This is a genomic window from Streptomyces sp. NPDC056948 (assembly GCF_042674225.1).
In the GTDB taxonomy this organism is placed as follows: Bacteria; Actinomycetota; Actinomycetes; order Streptomycetales; family Streptomycetaceae; genus Streptomyces; species Streptomyces purpurascens.
Window position 1 is genome coordinate 1 of the sequence record NZ_JBHUQX010000225.1, and the last position, 15,268, is coordinate 15,268.

Sequence of the window (15,268 nt, forward strand, 5' to 3'; positions counted from 1 at the left end):
TCGCCTACGGCACGGCCCTGGCCGCCCAGGACACGCCGCTCACGATCGTGATGAAGGCGGTGATGCCCCTGCTCAGGTAGCGCCCACTGCACATGGCCGCGACTCAGTCGTTCGCGACGATCGGGTAGCGGGGCTCGTTCTCGGCCATCTGCCGCAGCGCGTCCTTGCGCTCGCGCTTGGAGAGCCGGTCGATGTACAGGTAGCCGTACAGGTGGTCGGTCTCGTGCTGCAAACACCGAGCGAAGTATCCGGTGCCGCGCACCTTGATCGGGTTGCCCTTCTCGTCCTGCCCGGTCACCTCGGCGTAGTCGGGCCGGGCGAGCGGGGCGTACGCGGTGGGCACGGACAGGCAGCCCTCGTTGCTGTCGTCCAGCCGGCGCTTCTCGGCGGGCAGTTCGACGAGCCTGGGGTTGCAGACCACGCCGGTGTGCCGGGCACCCTCGTCGTCGGGGCAGTCGTAGATGAAGACCTTCAGGTCGACACCGATCTGGTTGGCGGCCAGGCCCACGCCCTCGGCGGTGCGCTGGCTGGCGAACATGTCCGCGACGAGCTGCTGGAACTCCTCGCCGAACTCGGTGACGTCCTTGCACTCCTTGTGCAGCACCGGGTTCCCGACCACCGTGATCGGCCGCGAGCTCCCCCGCTCCCGCCAGGCCGCCTCGCGCTCCTCGCAGTCCTCCGTGTCGATCACGTACCCCTCGTCATCGACGGGGAGCACGCCCACGTGCTGCTGATCGGTGTCCTGCTGAGCCATGACGTTACGTACGCCTTCCTGAACAAATCCAAGCCGGGATGCTGATACAGGGTACGGGGGGCATCAGGGGCGCGGGGAACCGCGCGAACAACCACGACGGCGCCGCACCGACAGGACGGCCTCAGCAGACCTCTTCCAGATCCCGCCAGTCACGGGAATCCGGGCTGTCGGCCACCCACCCGTCCAGCAACCCCCTCACAAGGGACGCCGGCGCTGCCAGCCCACACTCCCGCTCCGGTACCCAGAGCTGCCCGTCCGTCCGGTGCCCCAGCGGCCCGGGATGCCCCGGCTCACTGTGATCATGCGGATCGAGGTGCTCCCCGTCACCTTCGTCCGACGGCATCCGGGACTCGGAGCACATCCGGCACAGCAACCGCACCGAGGACGACCAGTCCTCCGCGGCGAACCCGGCGTCCCCCGCAAGCTGCTCCAGCGCGTCCCGGTCAGCCTCGGTCGCCGCCTCCAGCAGCACCACCCACGTCGGCACCGGCGAGGGCGCCCACAGCTCGATCTCGTCGAACACCGGGTAGGTGTGCCCGGCGGCCGTGGTCCGCTCCCCGTGAGGCACCCCGTCGTGCAGCACGACCTCGCCCCAGCGCCGCCCCGACGACGGCAGCGGAATGGACAGCACCTCGATCCGCGCGGGATCCAGCCGCCGTCCCCACACGACCTCGGCCTCCCCCTCAGGGGACAGCCGTACGGCCGCGCTGCCGAGGTCCATGCCGACGGGCGCGCCGGCGGCCATGGCGGAACCGGGCATCCGCAGCCCGTAGGCCTGCCAGGCCCGCCGGGCCAGCGGCCAGTCCTGGAGGGCGGTCGCGGCGATGCCGACGTTCCACCAGTCGGGCGCGCCGGTGTCCCGGTCGAGCAGGGCCACGGCCCTGAGGCCCGCCGCCCGCGCCTGCTCCCAGTCGTGCCTGAACTTGTGCAGCAGGGCGAGGTTGAACCACGACTCGGACAACCAGGGCTCCAGGTCGGCGGCACGTGTCAACAGTGCGCCCGCGTCCTCGTACCGGCCGTCGCCGATAAGTGTGAACGCCCGGTCTGTGGCCTGCCGCCAGGAGGCGGAGGGCCGGTGCCGTCCCTTGCCGAAGATCCTCACGATTCCCGCCTGCCAGTTCCGTGCGGTGGGCTGGCCGTAGCTGTGTTTCGAGCCCCCGGACACCTTCTCCTTCGCATCCAACCACGTACGGCCTCCGAGGCGCTCATTACCCATGGGTTACCCAGCCACGGGCAGAGTCAGACTGCTCCTTGCCAGTACCCGGGCCAGTGATTCCACCACCTCCGGCGCGTACTTCCCGGCGGTGGCGAGCCGGAGTTCCTCCAGCGCCGTCAGCGGCCCGCCGGGCCCGCCTTCCCTGGACTTCTCCTCGTACGCGTTCACGGCCCGGACGATTCGCGCGGCGAGCGGCTGCTCGGCGTAGGGGTCGGCCTGCCGCTCCACGACCACGGCGACCGCCTCGTCGACCCCCGTATGCCGTACGACGGCGCCGCCGAGCAGCGCGATCCGCCGCTGTTCCGCGGCGGGCAGGTCGGCGGTGGCGCCCGCCGGTACCGGGTCGACGAGGCTGAGCTGGCCGATGTCGTGCATGAGCGCGGCGTACTCCAGCACGGCCAGTTCGGGCTCGGTCAGGCCCAGGTCCCGCCCCACCGCCTGGCCGAGCGCGGCGACGCGCCGGGCGTGCCCGCAGGGGGTGTAGCCGGCGACCTCGGTGGCCCGCGCGAGGGAGGCGATGGTCTGCCGGTAGGTGGCCCGGACGGCGGCGTACCGCCGGAACGACATCTGGGCGAGCAGCAGCGGCACGGAGAAGACGGGCAGCGCCCACAGCCCGACGACGGCGACCGCGAGGGCCATCACGGCCCCGGTCGCGATGACGGCGGACCCGATGCCGCACACGGCCCGCAGCTCGTCCCGCAGCACCGGGCCGAAGGGCCAGCCGGTGCGGGAGTGGGCCAGGGCGGCGGCGAGCACCGCGTCGCACAGCGCGGTCAGGGACAGCAGCGCGAGCAGCAGCAGCGCGTAGGCGGGTCCGCCCCAGTCGTCGAACATCCCCCGGTTGTACGGGGGCTGGAAGCACACGGCGACGAATCCGACGGTGAGCATGCGGCGTGCCAGGTGGTCGAGGGTGGGTCCCTGTCCGCGCGCGACGTGCGGCACGCTGCCGAGCAGTGAGGCGGCCAGTACGACGGCGACGACCTGGGAGAGGCCGTGGTGCGTGGCCCGCCCGCCGGCCTCCCCGAGCAGCGCGTACGACAGGGCCGCCGCGGCCCCGAGCGGGGCGGGTTCCCGGACCCGCGCCCCGTTGCGCCGGGTGAGCTCCCCGACGGTGACGAGGACCCCGAAGGCGAGGGCGACGCGGCGTTCCTCGAGTCCGTTGTAGAGGGTGACGGCGAGGGAGCCGGTGGCGAGGAGGGCGGCGCAGGTGTGGACGAGGGTGCGCAGGAGAGGCGCCCCGCACGCGCTCATCGGTGTGCTCCCGGCCGGCTGGAGACGGGATTGCCGGGCGGGGGGACCCGGGGCGTGTGGGCGTCGTCGGCGGTCACCGCGGGGTGCCAGCCCGCCCGCCGTACGGCCTCGACCAGGGCCGTGACCATCACGGGGTCGAAGTGGCTGCCCGCGCACCGCTCCAGTTCCTCCAGGGCCACCGCGACGGGCCGGGCCCTGCTGTAGCTCCGGGTGGAGGTCATGGCGTCGAAGGCGTCGGCGACCGCGACGACCCGTGCGGACTCCGGGATCTGACGGCCCACCAGCCCGTAGGGATACCCGCTGCCGTCCAGCCGCTCGTGGTGGTGCAGTACGGCGGCGCGGGCCTCCCCGAGGAAGCCGATGCCGCGCACCATCTCGTGCCCGTACTCGGGGTGCAGCTCGATCACGCGCCGTTCCTCGGGGGTCAGCGGCCCGTTCTTCCTGAGCAGCCGGGTGGGCACGCCCAGCTTTCCGACGTCGTGCAGGATCCCGGCGAAGCGGAGCACCTCGACGCGCTCGTCGTCCATGCCCAGCTCGCGCGCGATCATCATGGAGGCCTGCCCGACCCGCTCGCTGTGCCCGCGCGTGTATCCGTCCTTGATGTCGACGGCCTGGACCAGCGCCCGGATGGTCGCCTGGTGGGCGGCCCGTTCCCGGTGGTACTGCGCGAACGCCCACCACGAGACGCACATCGGCAGCAGCACGAGCAGCGCGGCCACGGGACCGTACGGGCTGCGCCACAGGACGGCCATCATCAGCCCGGCGAGCCCGTGCACGGCGATCGGCGCGAGCGAACGCGCCACCAGTCCCCGCCAGGCGCGCCGTACCGGCACTCGCTCGGCGGCGGCGAGGATCCCGCCGTCCAGCAGCGCGAGCACCAGGCAGAACGCCAGCACGGCGGCCCCGGCAGGCCCGAGCGCGTAGGGGACGTCGCCCGCGACGACGGCGTCCCGCCCGCCGAGCACCCAGTGCACCCGGGCGGCGGCCCACACACCGAGGACGAGCTGGGCGGCCCGCCAGATCCGCCGCAGCGCCACGGGCCGCTGCCCGACGGGCGAGAGCAGCGCGGCGGGCACGGCGACCAGGGCGGCGGCGGGCGCCGGCAACAGGAAGGCGCCGGCGAGCAGCACGGGGTAGAAGGTCCCGGCCGGGTGCGAGATGCCGACGAACCGGGACCGGGCGACGCGCTCGCACCCGGCGTACAGCGCGGCGAGCAGCACGACCGCCCACCAGGGCGTACGGACGCCCGGCAGCGGGAGCAGACAGCACAGGGCGGCGACGGCGACACCGGCGACATACACACGTGCCCGAGCCGATACCGCTTCCATGAGCCCCTCCCCGGCCATGTCCGTCAGGCCGGGAGCCTAGGACGGCAGTGGGGGGCTTCATGGGCCGATAGCCCACGGATTAGCACGTTCGAGTGACGCGTTCGAGGATGACTACCCCCTGTGGAGGCGGGGTAGTTGAAAAGCGCAGGAGTGTCAGGACTCTTGCGGCGTGGCAGGCGAGGCCGTGACGTCCTGCTCGGGGACCGCCTGGCCGGAACGGATCAGATCGATCCGCCCCATGACCTTGGCCCGCAGGTCGCCCGGCACGTCGTCATGCCCGCAGCAGCGCTTGACCAGCTTCTTCACGGCCTGTTCGAGCCCGTACTTCTCGAGGCAGGGCGAGCATTCCTCGAAGTGGTGCTCGAACTTCACGCAGTCCGAGTCGGGCATCTCACGGTCGAGGAACTCGTAGAGATGATCGAGGATTTCGCTGCAATCCGTCTCGTGCGGCTCTCCGCAGCTCATGACCCCGAGCCTTTCGCTTCGTTCGACTCTCCGGCGCCGGCCGGGACCATCCCACGGTCACGGGCGTAGTCCTCCAGCATGCCGCGCAGCTGACGGCGGCCCCGGTGCAGCCGGGACATCACCGTACCGATGGGTGTCCCCATGATGTCGGCGATCTCCTTGTAGGCAAACCCCTCGACGTCCGCGAGATACACGGCGATACGGAACTCCTCGGGGATCGCCTGGAGCGCTTCCTTCACGTCCGAGTCGGGCAGGTGGTCGAGCGCCTGCGACTCCGCGGAGCGCAGACCGGTCGACATGTGCGACTCGGCGCGGGCGAGCTGCCAGTCCTCGATCTCCTCGGCCGCGGAGCGCTGAGGTTCGCGCTGCTTCTTGCGGTACGAGTTGATGAAGGTGTTGGTGAGGATCCGGTACAGCCACGCCTTGAGATTGGTGCCCTCGCGGAACTGGTGGAAGGACGCGTACGCCTTGGCGTACGTCTCTTGCACCAGGTCCTCGGCGTCGGCCGGGTTGCGCGTCATGCGCAGCGCGGCCGAGTACATCTGGTCGAGGAACTCGAGCGCGTCCCGCTCGAAGCGCGCACTGCGCTCCGCGGCCGTCTCCGCGCCCGTGCCGCCCTGGCCCTCGGGCTGCTCCGCCTGGCCGTGTTCGGTCCCTGCGTCGGTCCCAGTGACCGGACCCACCTCCTCGAGTGTTCTCGTGAGACCGAAACCGGTCTCACCCGAATCGGAGGATAGACGACGATCCGGTCCGCCCGCCGCCCGAACAGGGGCGGTCCTGGCCGCGTGCAGCACCGTCCACTCCAGGTCGGCACGGCTGCTGCGGCTCGGGCAGATGGTCGAACCCATGCGGCGGACTTCCTCTCCTACGGCGTCTGTGCTGGTCTCCAGCACGTACGTCCCGCACAACAGTGCTCGCCGCCCCGGCATTCCCGGAGCTTTACCCGAGTGACCCGGTCCACTCCAGGACCGCGTCCGTGATGAGCGCCACGGCCTCGTCCTGCGAGATCTCCGCCCGCTTGGGGACGGCGAAGCCGTGATCGCCGTACGGCACCTCGACGAGTTCGTACGAATCCGCGGGGAATTCCTCCGGCTTCCCGAACGGGTCGTTCCCGCCCTGGACAACCAGGGTGGGCACCCCGGAACTCAGCAGTTCGTCGGCCCGGGACTTCTCCGGCTTGCCGGGCGGGTGGAGAGGGAAGCTGAGGGCGAGGACCGCGTGGGCGCCCAGTTCGGTGGCGGTACGGCAGGCGACCCGGGCCCCGGCGCTGCGGCCGCCGGACACGACCGGCAGTCCGGGCCCGGCCAGCGCCGGCCAGATGCCGCGCCAGCCGACGTCCAGGGTCTTGGGCGCGGGCGCCAGCTTCTTCCCGGCCACCCGCCAGGGCTGCTCCACACGGGCCACGGTCACGCCGTGGGCGGGGAGGACGGCGGCCAGGGCCTTCAGATCGCGGGCCTCGATACCGCCGCCGGCGCCATGGCTGACGGCGAGCACCAGCCGCGCCTTCTTCGCCCGGTGCCAGGTGATCCGGGCCGGGCCGGCGTCGGTCTCGACGGTCTCGGTCGTCGCGTCGGTCACGTTCGCCGCATTCATCGCCTTCGTCCCACTCGTCGCACTAGTCGCACTCGTCACGTCAGAAGAGTGTGCCCTCTTCGGGCCCTTCCAGCTCCTTCAGCAGCTCCGGGCCGTTGTTACGGACGTTGCTGACGGCCGTGGTGACGGGGTAGGCGCGCATCAGCCCGGCGGGCGGCGGGGCGAGCAGCTCGCGCAGGTCGTCGGCGTCCGTGCGGGACGGGTCCAGCCAGGCGTCCCAGAGGTCGGGCGTCAGCATCAGCGGCATCCGGGGGTGGATCTCGGCCAGGGCCCGCGGACCGTCCGCCGGGGACACCGCCAGCGGGCTCGTCTCGGCCTCGGTGGTGATGACGGAGCACGTCACCCACCAGGTCTGCGGGTGGTCGTCGGGCAGCGTCCTGTCCCGCCAGAACTCGTACAGCCCGGCCATGGCGAAGACCGACCCGTCCGCCGGTGTCACGAAGTACGGCTGCTTGCGGGGCCGCTTCTTCTTCCCCTCGACCTCCAGCTCGCGCTCCTGGGTGCCGGTGACCCACTCGTAGTAGCCGTCGGCGGGCAGGACGCAGCGCCGGGAGGTGAAGGCGCGACGGAAGGACGGCTTCTCGTGGACGGTCTCCGCGCGGGCGTTGATCATCCGGGCGCCGCCCTCGGGGGTCTTCGACCAGGACGGGACGAGCCCCCACTTCAGCTTGCGAAGCTGCCGAACCGGCCGCGGGTCGTCCACGTCTTTGAGAGGGCGGTCGAGGACGGCGTAGACCTCTTTGGTGGGCGCCACGTTGTAGTCCGGCTCGAGGGTCTCCTCGGGCTCCCACTTCTCGATCTCAAAGATTCCTGCGAGATCCTCTGGCCTGCGACTCGCTGAATACCGTCCGCACATACGTGCCACACTGCCAGATTCCATCCGACCACAGGGAGCCAACGCCTTACATGGACAGCACCGCTACCGCCTCGCTCGCCTCCCTCTGGGACGAGGTCTTCGGCACGCAGCCCGACCCCGACCTGTGGGTGGTGCTCGCGACTCTGGTCGTCGCGCTCGCCGTGGTGATCCCGCACGGCCTATGGCGTATCTCCCGCAACGCCATCACCATCGCCCACGAGGGCGGCCACGGGCTCGTGGCCCTGCTCACCGGCCGCACCCTCACCGGCATACGGCTGCACTCGGACACCAGCGGCCTGACCGTCAGCCGCGGCAAGCCGCACGGCATCGGCATGATCCTCACGGCCGCCGCCGGTTACACCGCCCCGCCCCTGCTGGGCCTGGGCGGAGCGGCCCTGCTGGGCGCCGGCCGGATCACGCTCCTGCTGTGGCTGGCCACGGCCCTGCTCCTGGCCATGCTCGTGATGATCCGCAACGCGTACGGCGCCCTGACCATGATCGTCACCGGCGGCCTGTTCGTCCTGGTGTCCTGGCTGGCCGGCCCTCAGGTACAGGCGGCGTTCGCCTACGTGGTGGTCTGGTTCCTGCTGCTGGGCGGGGTGCGCCCGGCGTTCGAACTCCAGGCGAAGCGGGCCCGGGGCGGAGCGGGCGACTCGGACGCGGACCAGTTGGCGCGACTGACGCATGCGCCGGCGGGGTTGTGGTTCTTCCTGTTCCACGCGGTGTCGCTGAGCTCTTTGATAGGCGGAGGGCGCTGGCTGCTCGGACTGTGACGTGCGCCGAAGGGGCGCGGTCACAGGGGCGCGGGACTGTGCCGATATGCGGCTCCGCCGCGTGGGCGCGAACAGCCCCAACGGCGCCGCACCCGAACGACGGCCTGCTTATAAAGTGGGGCCATGGCCCCGAACACCCAAGACACCGCCCTCTGGCCCGCCCCGCACGCGAGCGGAGCCGTCGACGCGACGGTCCACGTGCCCGGGTCCAAGTCCGTCACCAACCGCGCCCTCGTCCTCGCCTCCCTCGCCTCGGAGCCCGGCTGGCTGCGCCGCCCGCTGCGCTCCCGCGACACCCTGCTGATGGCCGGTGCCCTGCGCGCGATGGGCATCGAGATCGAGGAGGGCGTGGGCCCGGACGGCACCGGCGAGGCCTGGCGTGTGCTCCCCACAGGCCTGCGCGGACCGGCCACGGTCGACGTCGGCAACGCCGGCACGGTGATGCGGTTCCTGCCGCCGGTCGCCACACTCGCCGACGGTCCCGTCCGGTTCGACGGCGACCCCCGCTCCTACGAGCGTCCCCTGAACGGAGTCATCGACGCGCTGCGTCAGCTCGGCGCCCGGATCGACGACGACGCCCGCGGCGCGCTGCCGATGACCGTGCACGGCAGCGGTGCACTGGAGGGCGGCCAGGTCTCGATCGACGCGTCCTCCTCGTCGCAGTTCGTGAGCGCGCTGCTGCTGTCCGGGCCGCGCTTCAACCAGGGCGTCGAGGTCCGCCACACCGGCACCGCGCTGCCCTCCATGCCCCACATCCGCATGACCGTCGACATGCTGCGCGCGGTCGGCGCCCAGGTGGACACGCCCGAGTCGGGCGGCGAGCCGAACGTCTGGCGGGTCACGCCGGGCGCCCTGCTCGGCCGGGACCTGGTCATCGAGCCGGACCTGTCCAACGCCCAGCCGTTCCTGGCGGCCGCGCTGGTGACCGGCGGCAAGGTCGTCGTCCCGGCCTGGCCGGCCCGCACCACCCAGCCCGGTGACCGGCTGCGCGAGATCTTCACCGAGATGGGCGGCTCCTGCGAACTGACCGAGTACGGCCTCGCGTTCACCGGCTCCGGCTCGGTCCACGGCATCGATGTCGATCTGAGCGAGGTCGGCGAGCTGACGCCGGGCATCGCGGCGGTCGCGGCCCTCGCCGACTCCCCCTCGACCCTGCGCGGCGTGGCCCATCTGCGGCTGCACGAGACGGACCGGCTGGCCGCGCTGACGAAGGAGATCAACGAGCTCGGCGGCGATGTGACGGAGACCGCCGACGGCCTGCACATCCGCCCACGCCGGCTGCACGGCGGGATCTTCCACACCTACGACGACCACCGCATGGCCACGGCCGGCGCGATCATCGGCCTCGCGGTCGAGGGAGTACAGATCGAGAACGTGGCGACGACGGCCAAGACCCTGCCCGACTTCCCCGATCTGTGGACCGGGATGCTCGGGGCGTAGGACGCAGGGATCACGTCATGCGCCGCTACGGCAAGCACACCGACGAGGACGACATCCGCACCCGTCCCGGCCGCCGGAACACCCGGCCCCGGACGAACATCAGGCCCAAGCACGAGGACGCCGCCGAGGGCCTCGTTCTCACCGTCGACCGGGGTCGCCTCACCTGCCTCGTGGAGGACCGCGTGGTGATGGCCATGAAGGCCCGCGAGCTGGGCCGCAAAGCGGCCGTGGTCGGCGACCGCGTGGCACTCGTGGGCGACATGTCAGGCAAGAAGGACACCCTCGCCCGGATCGTCCGCATCGAGGAACGCACATCCGTGCTGCGACGGACCGCGGACGACGACGATCCGTTCGAGCGCGTGGTCGTCGCCAACGCGGACCAGCTCGCCATCGTCACCGCGCTGGCCGACCCGGAGCCCCGCCCGCGCCTGATCGACCGCTGTCTGGTCGCGGCCTACGACGGTGGCCTGGATCCGCTGCTGGTGCTGACCAAGTCGGACCTCGCCCCGCCCGACAAGCTGCTGGAGCTGTACGGCGACCTCGACATCCCCTACGTCGTCACGAGCCGCGCGGAACTGGACAGCGGCGCCGCCGTCGCCCGGGTGCGCGAGCAGCTCGACGGCAAGATCACCGCGTTCGTCGGGCACTCAGGAGTCGGCAAGACGACCCTGGTCAACGCGCTCGTGCCGGAGGAGCGGCGGCGTACGACCGGGCATGTGAACGCGGTGACGGGCCGAGGCCGGCACACCACCACCTCGGCGCTGGCGCTGCCGCTGTCCGACAGCGACGGCTGGGTGATCGACACTCCGGGCCTGCGTTCCTTCGGCCTGCACCACGTGGACCCGTCCCGGGTCATCCACGCCTTCCCCGACCTGGAGCCGGGCACCGAGGGCTGCCCGCGCGCGTGCAGCCACGACGAGCAGGACTGCGCGCTGGACGCGTGGGTGGCCGAGGGGCACGCGGACCCGGCGCGGCTGTACTCGCTGCGACGGCTGCTGGCCACGCGGGAGCGGAAGGAAGGCGACTGACCTCAGCGTTGTTTGTCATGGCGTGGGGACGGTAAGTGCATAATCGCACCAAGCGGGCGGCAAGCGGTCACTGAACGTGGGATACGGGAGGAACGGCTCATGGCGTGGCTGCTGGTCATCGTGGCCGGGTTGCTGGAGACCGGCTTCGCCGTGTGTCTGAAGCTGTCGCACGGCTTCACACGGCTCTGGCCGACGGTCGCGTTCTGCGTCTTCGCCCTCGGCAGTTTCGGGCTGCTGACCCTGGCCCTGAGACGACTCGACGTGGGTCCCGCGTACGCGGTGTGGACCGGCATCGGGGCGGCGGGCACGGCGATCTACGGCATGGTGTTCCTGGGCGACCTGGTGTCGACGTTGAAGCTGGTGTCGATCAGTCTCGTCATCGTCGGCGTGATCGGGCTGCAGTTGTCCGGCTCGGCGCACTGACGCCCTGTCACCCGGACTGCCGGTGAAGGGCGCTGCGGACCAGGTCGGTGACGCCGCCCTCGCCGGGTGGCGCGGCCACGCACGACAGGGCGAGCCGGACGGCGAGTTCGCAGGAGCGGGCCAGGTCGGCGGAGTCCGACTTGGGTGTGCCGGGTCCGGACAGGACGGTGACGGCCCGGTCGCGGATGAGGGTGACGAGGTCGCCGGGCGAGGGCAGCGGGCCGTCGGCGCGGCGCTGGGCCGGTACGGCGGAGGTGGAGGGCACGGCCGAGAGGATCGGCGAGGGCAGCCGTTCGCTCCAGCAGCCGGTGAGCATGGCGCGGACCAGGGCGTTCTCCCGGGCCGCTGACGTGGTCCACTCCGCGGTGGCGGTGAGCCGGTCGCGGAGGTCGCTGTGGCCGGCGAGCGCGCGGTCCACTCCGGCGAGATACCCGTCGGCCTCTCTCCTCACGAGCGCCCGGGCCAGGCCGTCCTTGCTGCCGAACTCGTTGTACAGCGTCTGCCGGGACACTCCGGCCGCCAGGGCCACGTCCACCATCCGCACGGCGGACCACGACCGGCGCGCCAGCGCCGCGTAAGCGGCGTCCAACAGAGATTCCCGCGCTGCAGGCATCATTGCCTCCCCTTGGGGCCAGCGGCTCTGCGCCCAGGTTTGACGCGCGTGCAACGACTGTCAAGGGTTCGCGAGGGCATGCGGGGGCGCCTTTGAGCCGACCTGCGCGGGCACCTCCGGTGGTTGAGCCGGGGCGACGCCGAGCACCTCGCGGGCGCCGAGCCGCCACAACGCCCCCACACCCGCCCACAAGCCCCCTGTAGCCCCACCCCCACCTCGGCAGATAGGTTCGTTACATGCCCGACTACCTCGACGATCTGCGTCTCGCCCACGTCCTCGCCGACGCCGCCGACGCCGGGACGACGGACCGGTTCAAGGCCCTCGACCTCAAGGTCGAGACCAAACCGGACATGACGCCGGTGAGCGAAGCGGACAAGGCCGCGGAAGAACTCATCCGCGGCCAACTCCAGCGCGCCCGCCCGAGGGACGCGATCCTCGGCGAGGAGTACGGCGTCGAGGGCACCGGCCCCCGCCGCTGGGTCATCGACCCGATCGACGGCACCAAGAACTACGTACGCGGCGTCCCCGTCTGGGCCACCCTCATCTCCCTGATGGAGGCCGGCGAGGGCGGTTTCCAGCCCGTCGTCGGCGTCGTCTCCGCCCCCGCCCTCGGCCGCCGCTGGTGGGCCGCGAAGGGCCACGGCGCCTTCACCGGCCGCAGCCTGACCAAGGCCTCCCGCCTGAACGTCTCCCGCGTCAACAAGCTCTCCGACGCCTCCTTCGCGTACTCGTCACTCAGCGGCTGGGAGGCGCAGGGCCGCCTGGACGGCTTCCTGGACCTCACCCGAGAGGTGTGGCGCACGCGCGCGTACGGCGACTTCTGGCCGTACATGATGGTCGCCGAAGGCTCCATCGACATGTGCGCCGAGCCGGAGCTGTCGCTGTGGGACATGGCCGCCACCGCGATCATCGTCACCGAGGCCGGCGGCACCTTCACCGGACTCGACGCCCGCCCGGGCCCGCACAGCGGCGACGCGGCCGCGTCGAACGGTCTGCTGCACGACGAGTTGCTCGGATATCTCAACCAGCGCTACTGAGCGCGCCCCGCTGTTACCGAGCGCCCCCTTGTTGACCCTCCCTTTACCTGCCACCCTGAGAGTCCCCCCAACTTGTGAATTTGTGAAACACTGAACAAACGGCGGGGGCACTCCCAGGAGGTGGCTCCATCCATGCTCGTCCGTGACGCCATGAGCACCGTCGTCCTCACCATCGGCCCGACCCACACCCTTCGCCAGGCAGCCGCATTGATGTCCGCGCGCCGGATCGGGGCGGCCGTGGTGTACGACCCCGACGCCGGCGGCATCGGCATCCTCACCGAACGCGACATCCTCAACTCCGTGGGCCTGGGCCAGGACCCGGACACGGAACGCGCCCACGCCCACACCACCACCGACGTCGTCTTCGCGGCTCCGTCCTGGACGCTGGAGGAGGCGGCACGAGCCATGGCGCACGGTGGCTTCCGCCATCTCATCGTGCTGGACGACGACGAGCCCGCCGGCATCGTCTCGGTCCGCGACATCATCCGCTGCTGGGTACCGGCTCGCCAGCAGGTGCCCGCCTGACAGCACCACCGGGCCGGCCTCCGACCAGGGGTCCGGCCCGAGCGCCACATCCCGCCCGGCAATAGACAGCGTCTAAAACAAGTGAGATTCTAAACTCACACCTGTTCGGGACCTGGTCTCTATTGCTGTTAGGCTGGTGGCCATGAGTGACCTTCTGGAACGGCTGCGCGGACGCGGATGGCGGATGACCGCGCAGCGGCGTGTCGTGGCCGAGGTCCTCGACGGCGAACACGTCCATCTGACGGCCGACGAGGTCCACTCCCGGGCCGTCGCCAAGCTGCCCGAGATCTCCCGGGCGACCGTCTACAACACGCTCGGCGAGCTCGTGTCCCTCGGCGAGGTGCTCGAGGTCTCCACCGACCAGCGCGCCAAGCGGTACGACCCGAACGCCCACCAGCCGCACCACCACCTGGTCTGCGCCCAGTGCGGCGCGATCCGGGACGTCCACCCGATCGGCAACCCGCTGGCGGACCTCCCCGACACGGAGCGCTTCGGCTTCACGGTCTCGGACGTCGAGGTGACGTACCGCGGCGTCTGCCCGAACTGCGCGGCCGCCTAGCCCTTTCCTTCCCGACGAGCCCCGGCACCGATGCGTGCCGGGGCTCGTCCGTGTCTGCGCACTTCCCGTATCTGACGGGTCGTCATATGGTCAACGGCACCCACCAGTCCGTTCCGCACTCCGCGAGGAGACCGAAGTGGGAGAGCCGTATCCAAAACTCACCGCCCATGACCTGACGCGCACCTTCGGCCGAGGCCCCGGCGCGGTCGACGCCGTCGGCCCCCTCGACCTGGCCGTCGCTCCCGGCGAGTTCGTCTGCCTCGTAGGCCCCTCGGGCTGCGGCAAATCCACCTTGCTGCGCATCGCCGCCGGCCTGCTCCGGCCCAGCACCGGCATGCTGGAGATCCACACCTCCAGCGCACGCCCGGCGGCCATGATCTTCCAGGACTACGGGATCTACGACTGGAAGACCGTCCAGGCCAACGTCCGTTTCGGCCTCGACGTGCAGCGCGTCCCGCGCCGGGAGGCGAACGCCCGCGCAGCCGAGTGGCTGGCCCGCATGGGCCTCGCCGACTTCGCGCACGCCTATCCGGCGACCCTCTCGGGCGGTATGCGCCAGCGGGTCGCCATCGCCCGCGCGCTCGCCGTCGAGCCCGAGCTGCTGCTGATGGACGAACCGTTCGCCGCCCTGGACGCCCAGCTCCGCATGATCCTCCAGGACGAGCTGCTGGAGATCACCCAGGCGCTGCGCACGACAACCCTCTTCATCACGCACAGCCTGGAGGAGGCGATCGTCCTCGGCGACCGCGTGTTCGTGATGTCCGCCCGCCCGGGCCGGATCATCACCGAACACCGCCCGCCCTTCCCGCGCCCGCGCACCGGCGACGTCCGCGCCACCCCCGAGTTCACCGCGCTGAAGAGCGAGCTGTGGGACCTGCTGCGGAAGGAGGCGGTGCCCGCATGACCACCATCGCCCCCGAGACGCGAGGCCCGGCCCTGGTCCGCCGCCCGGGCCCGCACGAGCTGCATCCCGTACGCACCCATCGCCGCCGCCGCGCCCTGGAACTGTCCCTCGCGGCGGCCGTCCCCCTCCTCCTGGTGCTGCTCTGGCAGCTTGCGGCCGTCCGGGGCTGGATCGACGAGCGCGTCTACCCGGCACCGTCCACGATCCTCGCCGACGGCTGGGACCGGGCCGCTGCCGGTGACCTGTGGCCGGACGTGTGGGCGACACTCAAGCGCGTCCTGGCCGGCTACGCCGCGGGCACGGCGGCGGGCTACCTCCTGGGCCTGCTGATGGGCTCCCTGTCACTGGTACGAGCCGCCCTGGAACCGCTCCTGGACGCCCTGTACGTCGTACCGAAGCTGGCCCTGCTCCCCGTCTTCCTGAATATGTTCGGCCTGGGCGAGGGCCCGCAGGTGGCCCTGGTGGCGGCCACGGTCTTCTTCTTCGTCTGGATCTCCACGATG

Annotated in this window: 18 protein-coding genes; 9 read left to right on the forward strand and 9 right to left on the reverse strand. The window is 71.5% G+C overall.

The annotated features are described in order from the left end of the window. Positions 1-103: 103 nt before the first annotated feature. From def to ACFTZL_RS26590, 8 genes are all read right to left on the reverse strand, one after another. The gene (gene def, locus ACFTZL_RS26555; RefSeq protein WP_382587610.1) at positions 104-754 is read right to left on the reverse strand and encodes a peptide deformylase; all 651 of its coding nucleotides are present in this window, start codon (positions 752-754) and stop codon (positions 104-106) included. Between the two features lie 121 nt (positions 755-875). After that, on the reverse strand, positions 876-1,856 hold the full coding sequence (locus ACFTZL_RS26560; RefSeq protein WP_382587638.1) for a tetratricopeptide repeat protein: 981 nt from the start codon (positions 1,854-1,856) through the stop codon (positions 876-878). 117 nt (positions 1,857-1,973) lie between these two features. Next, complete coding sequence (locus ACFTZL_RS26565) at positions 1,974-3,221, reverse strand: HD-GYP domain-containing protein (RefSeq protein WP_382587612.1); 1,248 nt, start codon at positions 3,219-3,221, stop codon at positions 1,974-1,976. Beyond that, positions 3,218-4,549 carry an HD-GYP domain-containing protein gene (locus ACFTZL_RS26570; RefSeq protein ID WP_382587614.1) on the reverse strand — a complete coding sequence of 444 codons (1,332 nt, stop codon included), beginning with the start codon at positions 4,547-4,549 and terminating at the stop codon, positions 3,218-3,220. Before ACFTZL_RS26570 ends, ACFTZL_RS26565 begins: the two co-directional genes overlap by 4 nt. A 153-nt stretch (positions 4,550-4,702) precedes the next feature. Next, positions 4,703-5,014 carry a mycothiol system anti-sigma-R factor gene (gene rsrA, locus ACFTZL_RS26575; protein ID WP_309095367.1) on the reverse strand — a complete coding sequence of 104 codons (312 nt, stop codon included), beginning with the start codon at positions 5,012-5,014 and terminating at the stop codon, positions 4,703-4,705. Further along, positions 5,011-5,697 (reverse strand): RNA polymerase sigma factor SigR, encoded by a 687-nt coding sequence (gene sigR, locus ACFTZL_RS26580; protein ID WP_189723136.1) that lies wholly within the window; start codon positions 5,695-5,697, stop codon positions 5,011-5,013. Before sigR ends, rsrA begins: the two co-directional genes overlap by 4 nt. Before the next feature lie 256 nt (positions 5,698-5,953). Continuing rightward, entirely contained in the window at positions 5,954-6,607 is a 654-nt protein-coding gene (locus tag ACFTZL_RS26585; RefSeq protein WP_382587617.1) for an alpha/beta family hydrolase, read from the reverse strand. A gap of 40 nt (positions 6,608-6,647) precedes the next feature. After that, a complete protein-coding gene (locus tag ACFTZL_RS26590) occupies positions 6,648-7,463 on the reverse strand; it encodes an SOS response-associated peptidase (RefSeq protein ID WP_382587619.1) in 816 nt (271 codons plus the stop codon). Between the two features lie 50 nt (positions 7,464-7,513). On the opposite strand from ACFTZL_RS26590, the gene ACFTZL_RS26595 reads away from it, so the two are divergent. From ACFTZL_RS26595 to ACFTZL_RS26610, 4 genes are all read left to right on the forward strand, one after another. Then, positions 7,514-8,236, forward strand: a complete 723-nt coding sequence (locus ACFTZL_RS26595) for a M50 family metallopeptidase (RefSeq protein ID WP_382587621.1) — start codon at positions 7,514-7,516, stop codon at positions 8,234-8,236. Positions 8,237-8,359: 123 nt separating this feature from the next. After that, positions 8,360-9,676 carry a 3-phosphoshikimate 1-carboxyvinyltransferase gene (gene aroA, locus ACFTZL_RS26600; protein WP_382587623.1) on the forward strand — a complete coding sequence of 439 codons (1,317 nt, stop codon included), beginning with the start codon at positions 8,360-8,362 and terminating at the stop codon, positions 9,674-9,676. A gap of 17 nt (positions 9,677-9,693) precedes the next feature. Further along, positions 9,694-10,704 carry a ribosome small subunit-dependent GTPase A gene (rsgA, locus tag ACFTZL_RS26605; RefSeq protein WP_382587625.1) on the forward strand — a complete coding sequence of 337 codons (1,011 nt, stop codon included), beginning with the start codon at positions 9,694-9,696 and terminating at the stop codon, positions 10,702-10,704. A gap of 99 nt (positions 10,705-10,803) precedes the next feature. Then, positions 10,804-11,127 (forward strand): multidrug efflux SMR transporter, encoded by a 324-nt coding sequence (locus tag ACFTZL_RS26610; RefSeq protein ID WP_193481056.1) that lies wholly within the window; start codon positions 10,804-10,806, stop codon positions 11,125-11,127. 7 nt (positions 11,128-11,134) lie between these two features. On the opposite strand, the gene ACFTZL_RS26615 is transcribed toward ACFTZL_RS26610, so the two are convergent. Further along, positions 11,135-11,743 (reverse strand): TetR/AcrR family transcriptional regulator, encoded by a 609-nt coding sequence (locus ACFTZL_RS26615; RefSeq protein WP_382587627.1) that lies wholly within the window; start codon positions 11,741-11,743, stop codon positions 11,135-11,137. A gap of 233 nt (positions 11,744-11,976) precedes the next feature. On the opposite strand from ACFTZL_RS26615, the gene hisN reads away from it, so the two are divergent. From hisN to ACFTZL_RS26640, 5 genes are all read left to right on the forward strand, one after another. Further along, on the forward strand, positions 11,977-12,777 hold the full coding sequence (gene hisN / locus ACFTZL_RS26620; RefSeq protein WP_382587629.1) for a histidinol-phosphatase: 801 nt from the start codon (positions 11,977-11,979) through the stop codon (positions 12,775-12,777). Positions 12,778-12,909: 132 nt separating this feature from the next. Next, positions 12,910-13,302 carry a cyclic nucleotide-binding/CBS domain-containing protein gene (locus ACFTZL_RS26625; protein ID WP_382587631.1) on the forward strand — a complete coding sequence of 131 codons (393 nt, stop codon included), beginning with the start codon at positions 12,910-12,912 and terminating at the stop codon, positions 13,300-13,302. Between the two features lie 142 nt (positions 13,303-13,444). After that, the gene (locus tag ACFTZL_RS26630; protein WP_382587632.1) at positions 13,445-13,861 is read left to right on the forward strand and encodes a Fur family transcriptional regulator; all 417 of its coding nucleotides are present in this window, start codon (positions 13,445-13,447) and stop codon (positions 13,859-13,861) included. A gap of 136 nt (positions 13,862-13,997) precedes the next feature. Continuing rightward, positions 13,998-14,765 (forward strand): ABC transporter ATP-binding protein, encoded by a 768-nt coding sequence (locus tag ACFTZL_RS26635; protein WP_382587634.1) that lies wholly within the window; start codon positions 13,998-14,000, stop codon positions 14,763-14,765. Continuing rightward, the coding region (locus ACFTZL_RS26640; protein ID WP_382587636.1) for an ABC transporter permease at positions 14,762-15,268 on the forward strand (507 nt) is incomplete at its 3' end. The genes ACFTZL_RS26635 and ACFTZL_RS26640, both read left to right, overlap by 4 nt.

What these genes read in the sequence shown, in the direction of transcription:
- def (WP_382587610.1), bottom strand. Translation starts at nt 754, where the DNA reads ATGGCTCAGCAGGACACCGATCAGCAGCACGTGGGCGTGCTCCCCGTC.
- ACFTZL_RS26565 (WP_382587612.1), bottom strand. Translation starts at nt 3,221, where the DNA reads ATGAGCGCGTGCGGGGCGCCTCTCCTGCGCACCCTCGTCCACACCTGC.
- ACFTZL_RS26570 (WP_382587614.1), bottom strand. Translation starts at nt 4,549, where the DNA reads ATGGAAGCGGTATCGGCTCGGGCACGTGTGTATGTCGCCGGTGTCGCC.
- rsrA (WP_309095367.1), bottom strand. Translation starts at nt 5,014, where the DNA reads ATGAGCTGCGGAGAGCCGCACGAGACGGATTGCAGCGAAATCCTCGAT.
- ACFTZL_RS26585 (WP_382587617.1), bottom strand. Translation starts at nt 6,607, where the DNA reads ATGAATGCGGCGAACGTGACCGACGCGACGACCGAGACCGTCGAGACC.
- ACFTZL_RS26590 (WP_382587619.1), bottom strand. Translation starts at nt 7,463, where the DNA reads ATGTGCGGACGGTATTCAGCGAGTCGCAGGCCAGAGGATCTCGCAGGA.
- ACFTZL_RS26595 (WP_382587621.1), top strand. Translation starts at nt 7,514, where the DNA reads ATGGACAGCACCGCTACCGCCTCGCTCGCCTCCCTCTGGGACGAGGTC.
- aroA (WP_382587623.1), top strand. Translation starts at nt 8,360, where the DNA reads ATGGCCCCGAACACCCAAGACACCGCCCTCTGGCCCGCCCCGCACGCG.
- rsgA (WP_382587625.1), top strand. Translation starts at nt 9,694, where the DNA reads ATGCGCCGCTACGGCAAGCACACCGACGAGGACGACATCCGCACCCGT.
- ACFTZL_RS26610 (WP_193481056.1), top strand. Translation starts at nt 10,804, where the DNA reads ATGGCGTGGCTGCTGGTCATCGTGGCCGGGTTGCTGGAGACCGGCTTC.
- ACFTZL_RS26615 (WP_382587627.1), bottom strand. Translation starts at nt 11,743, where the DNA reads ATGATGCCTGCAGCGCGGGAATCTCTGTTGGACGCCGCTTACGCGGCG.
- hisN (WP_382587629.1), top strand. Translation starts at nt 11,977, where the DNA reads ATGCCCGACTACCTCGACGATCTGCGTCTCGCCCACGTCCTCGCCGAC.
- ACFTZL_RS26625 (WP_382587631.1), top strand. Translation starts at nt 12,910, where the DNA reads ATGCTCGTCCGTGACGCCATGAGCACCGTCGTCCTCACCATCGGCCCG.
- ACFTZL_RS26630 (WP_382587632.1), top strand. Translation starts at nt 13,445, where the DNA reads ATGAGTGACCTTCTGGAACGGCTGCGCGGACGCGGATGGCGGATGACC.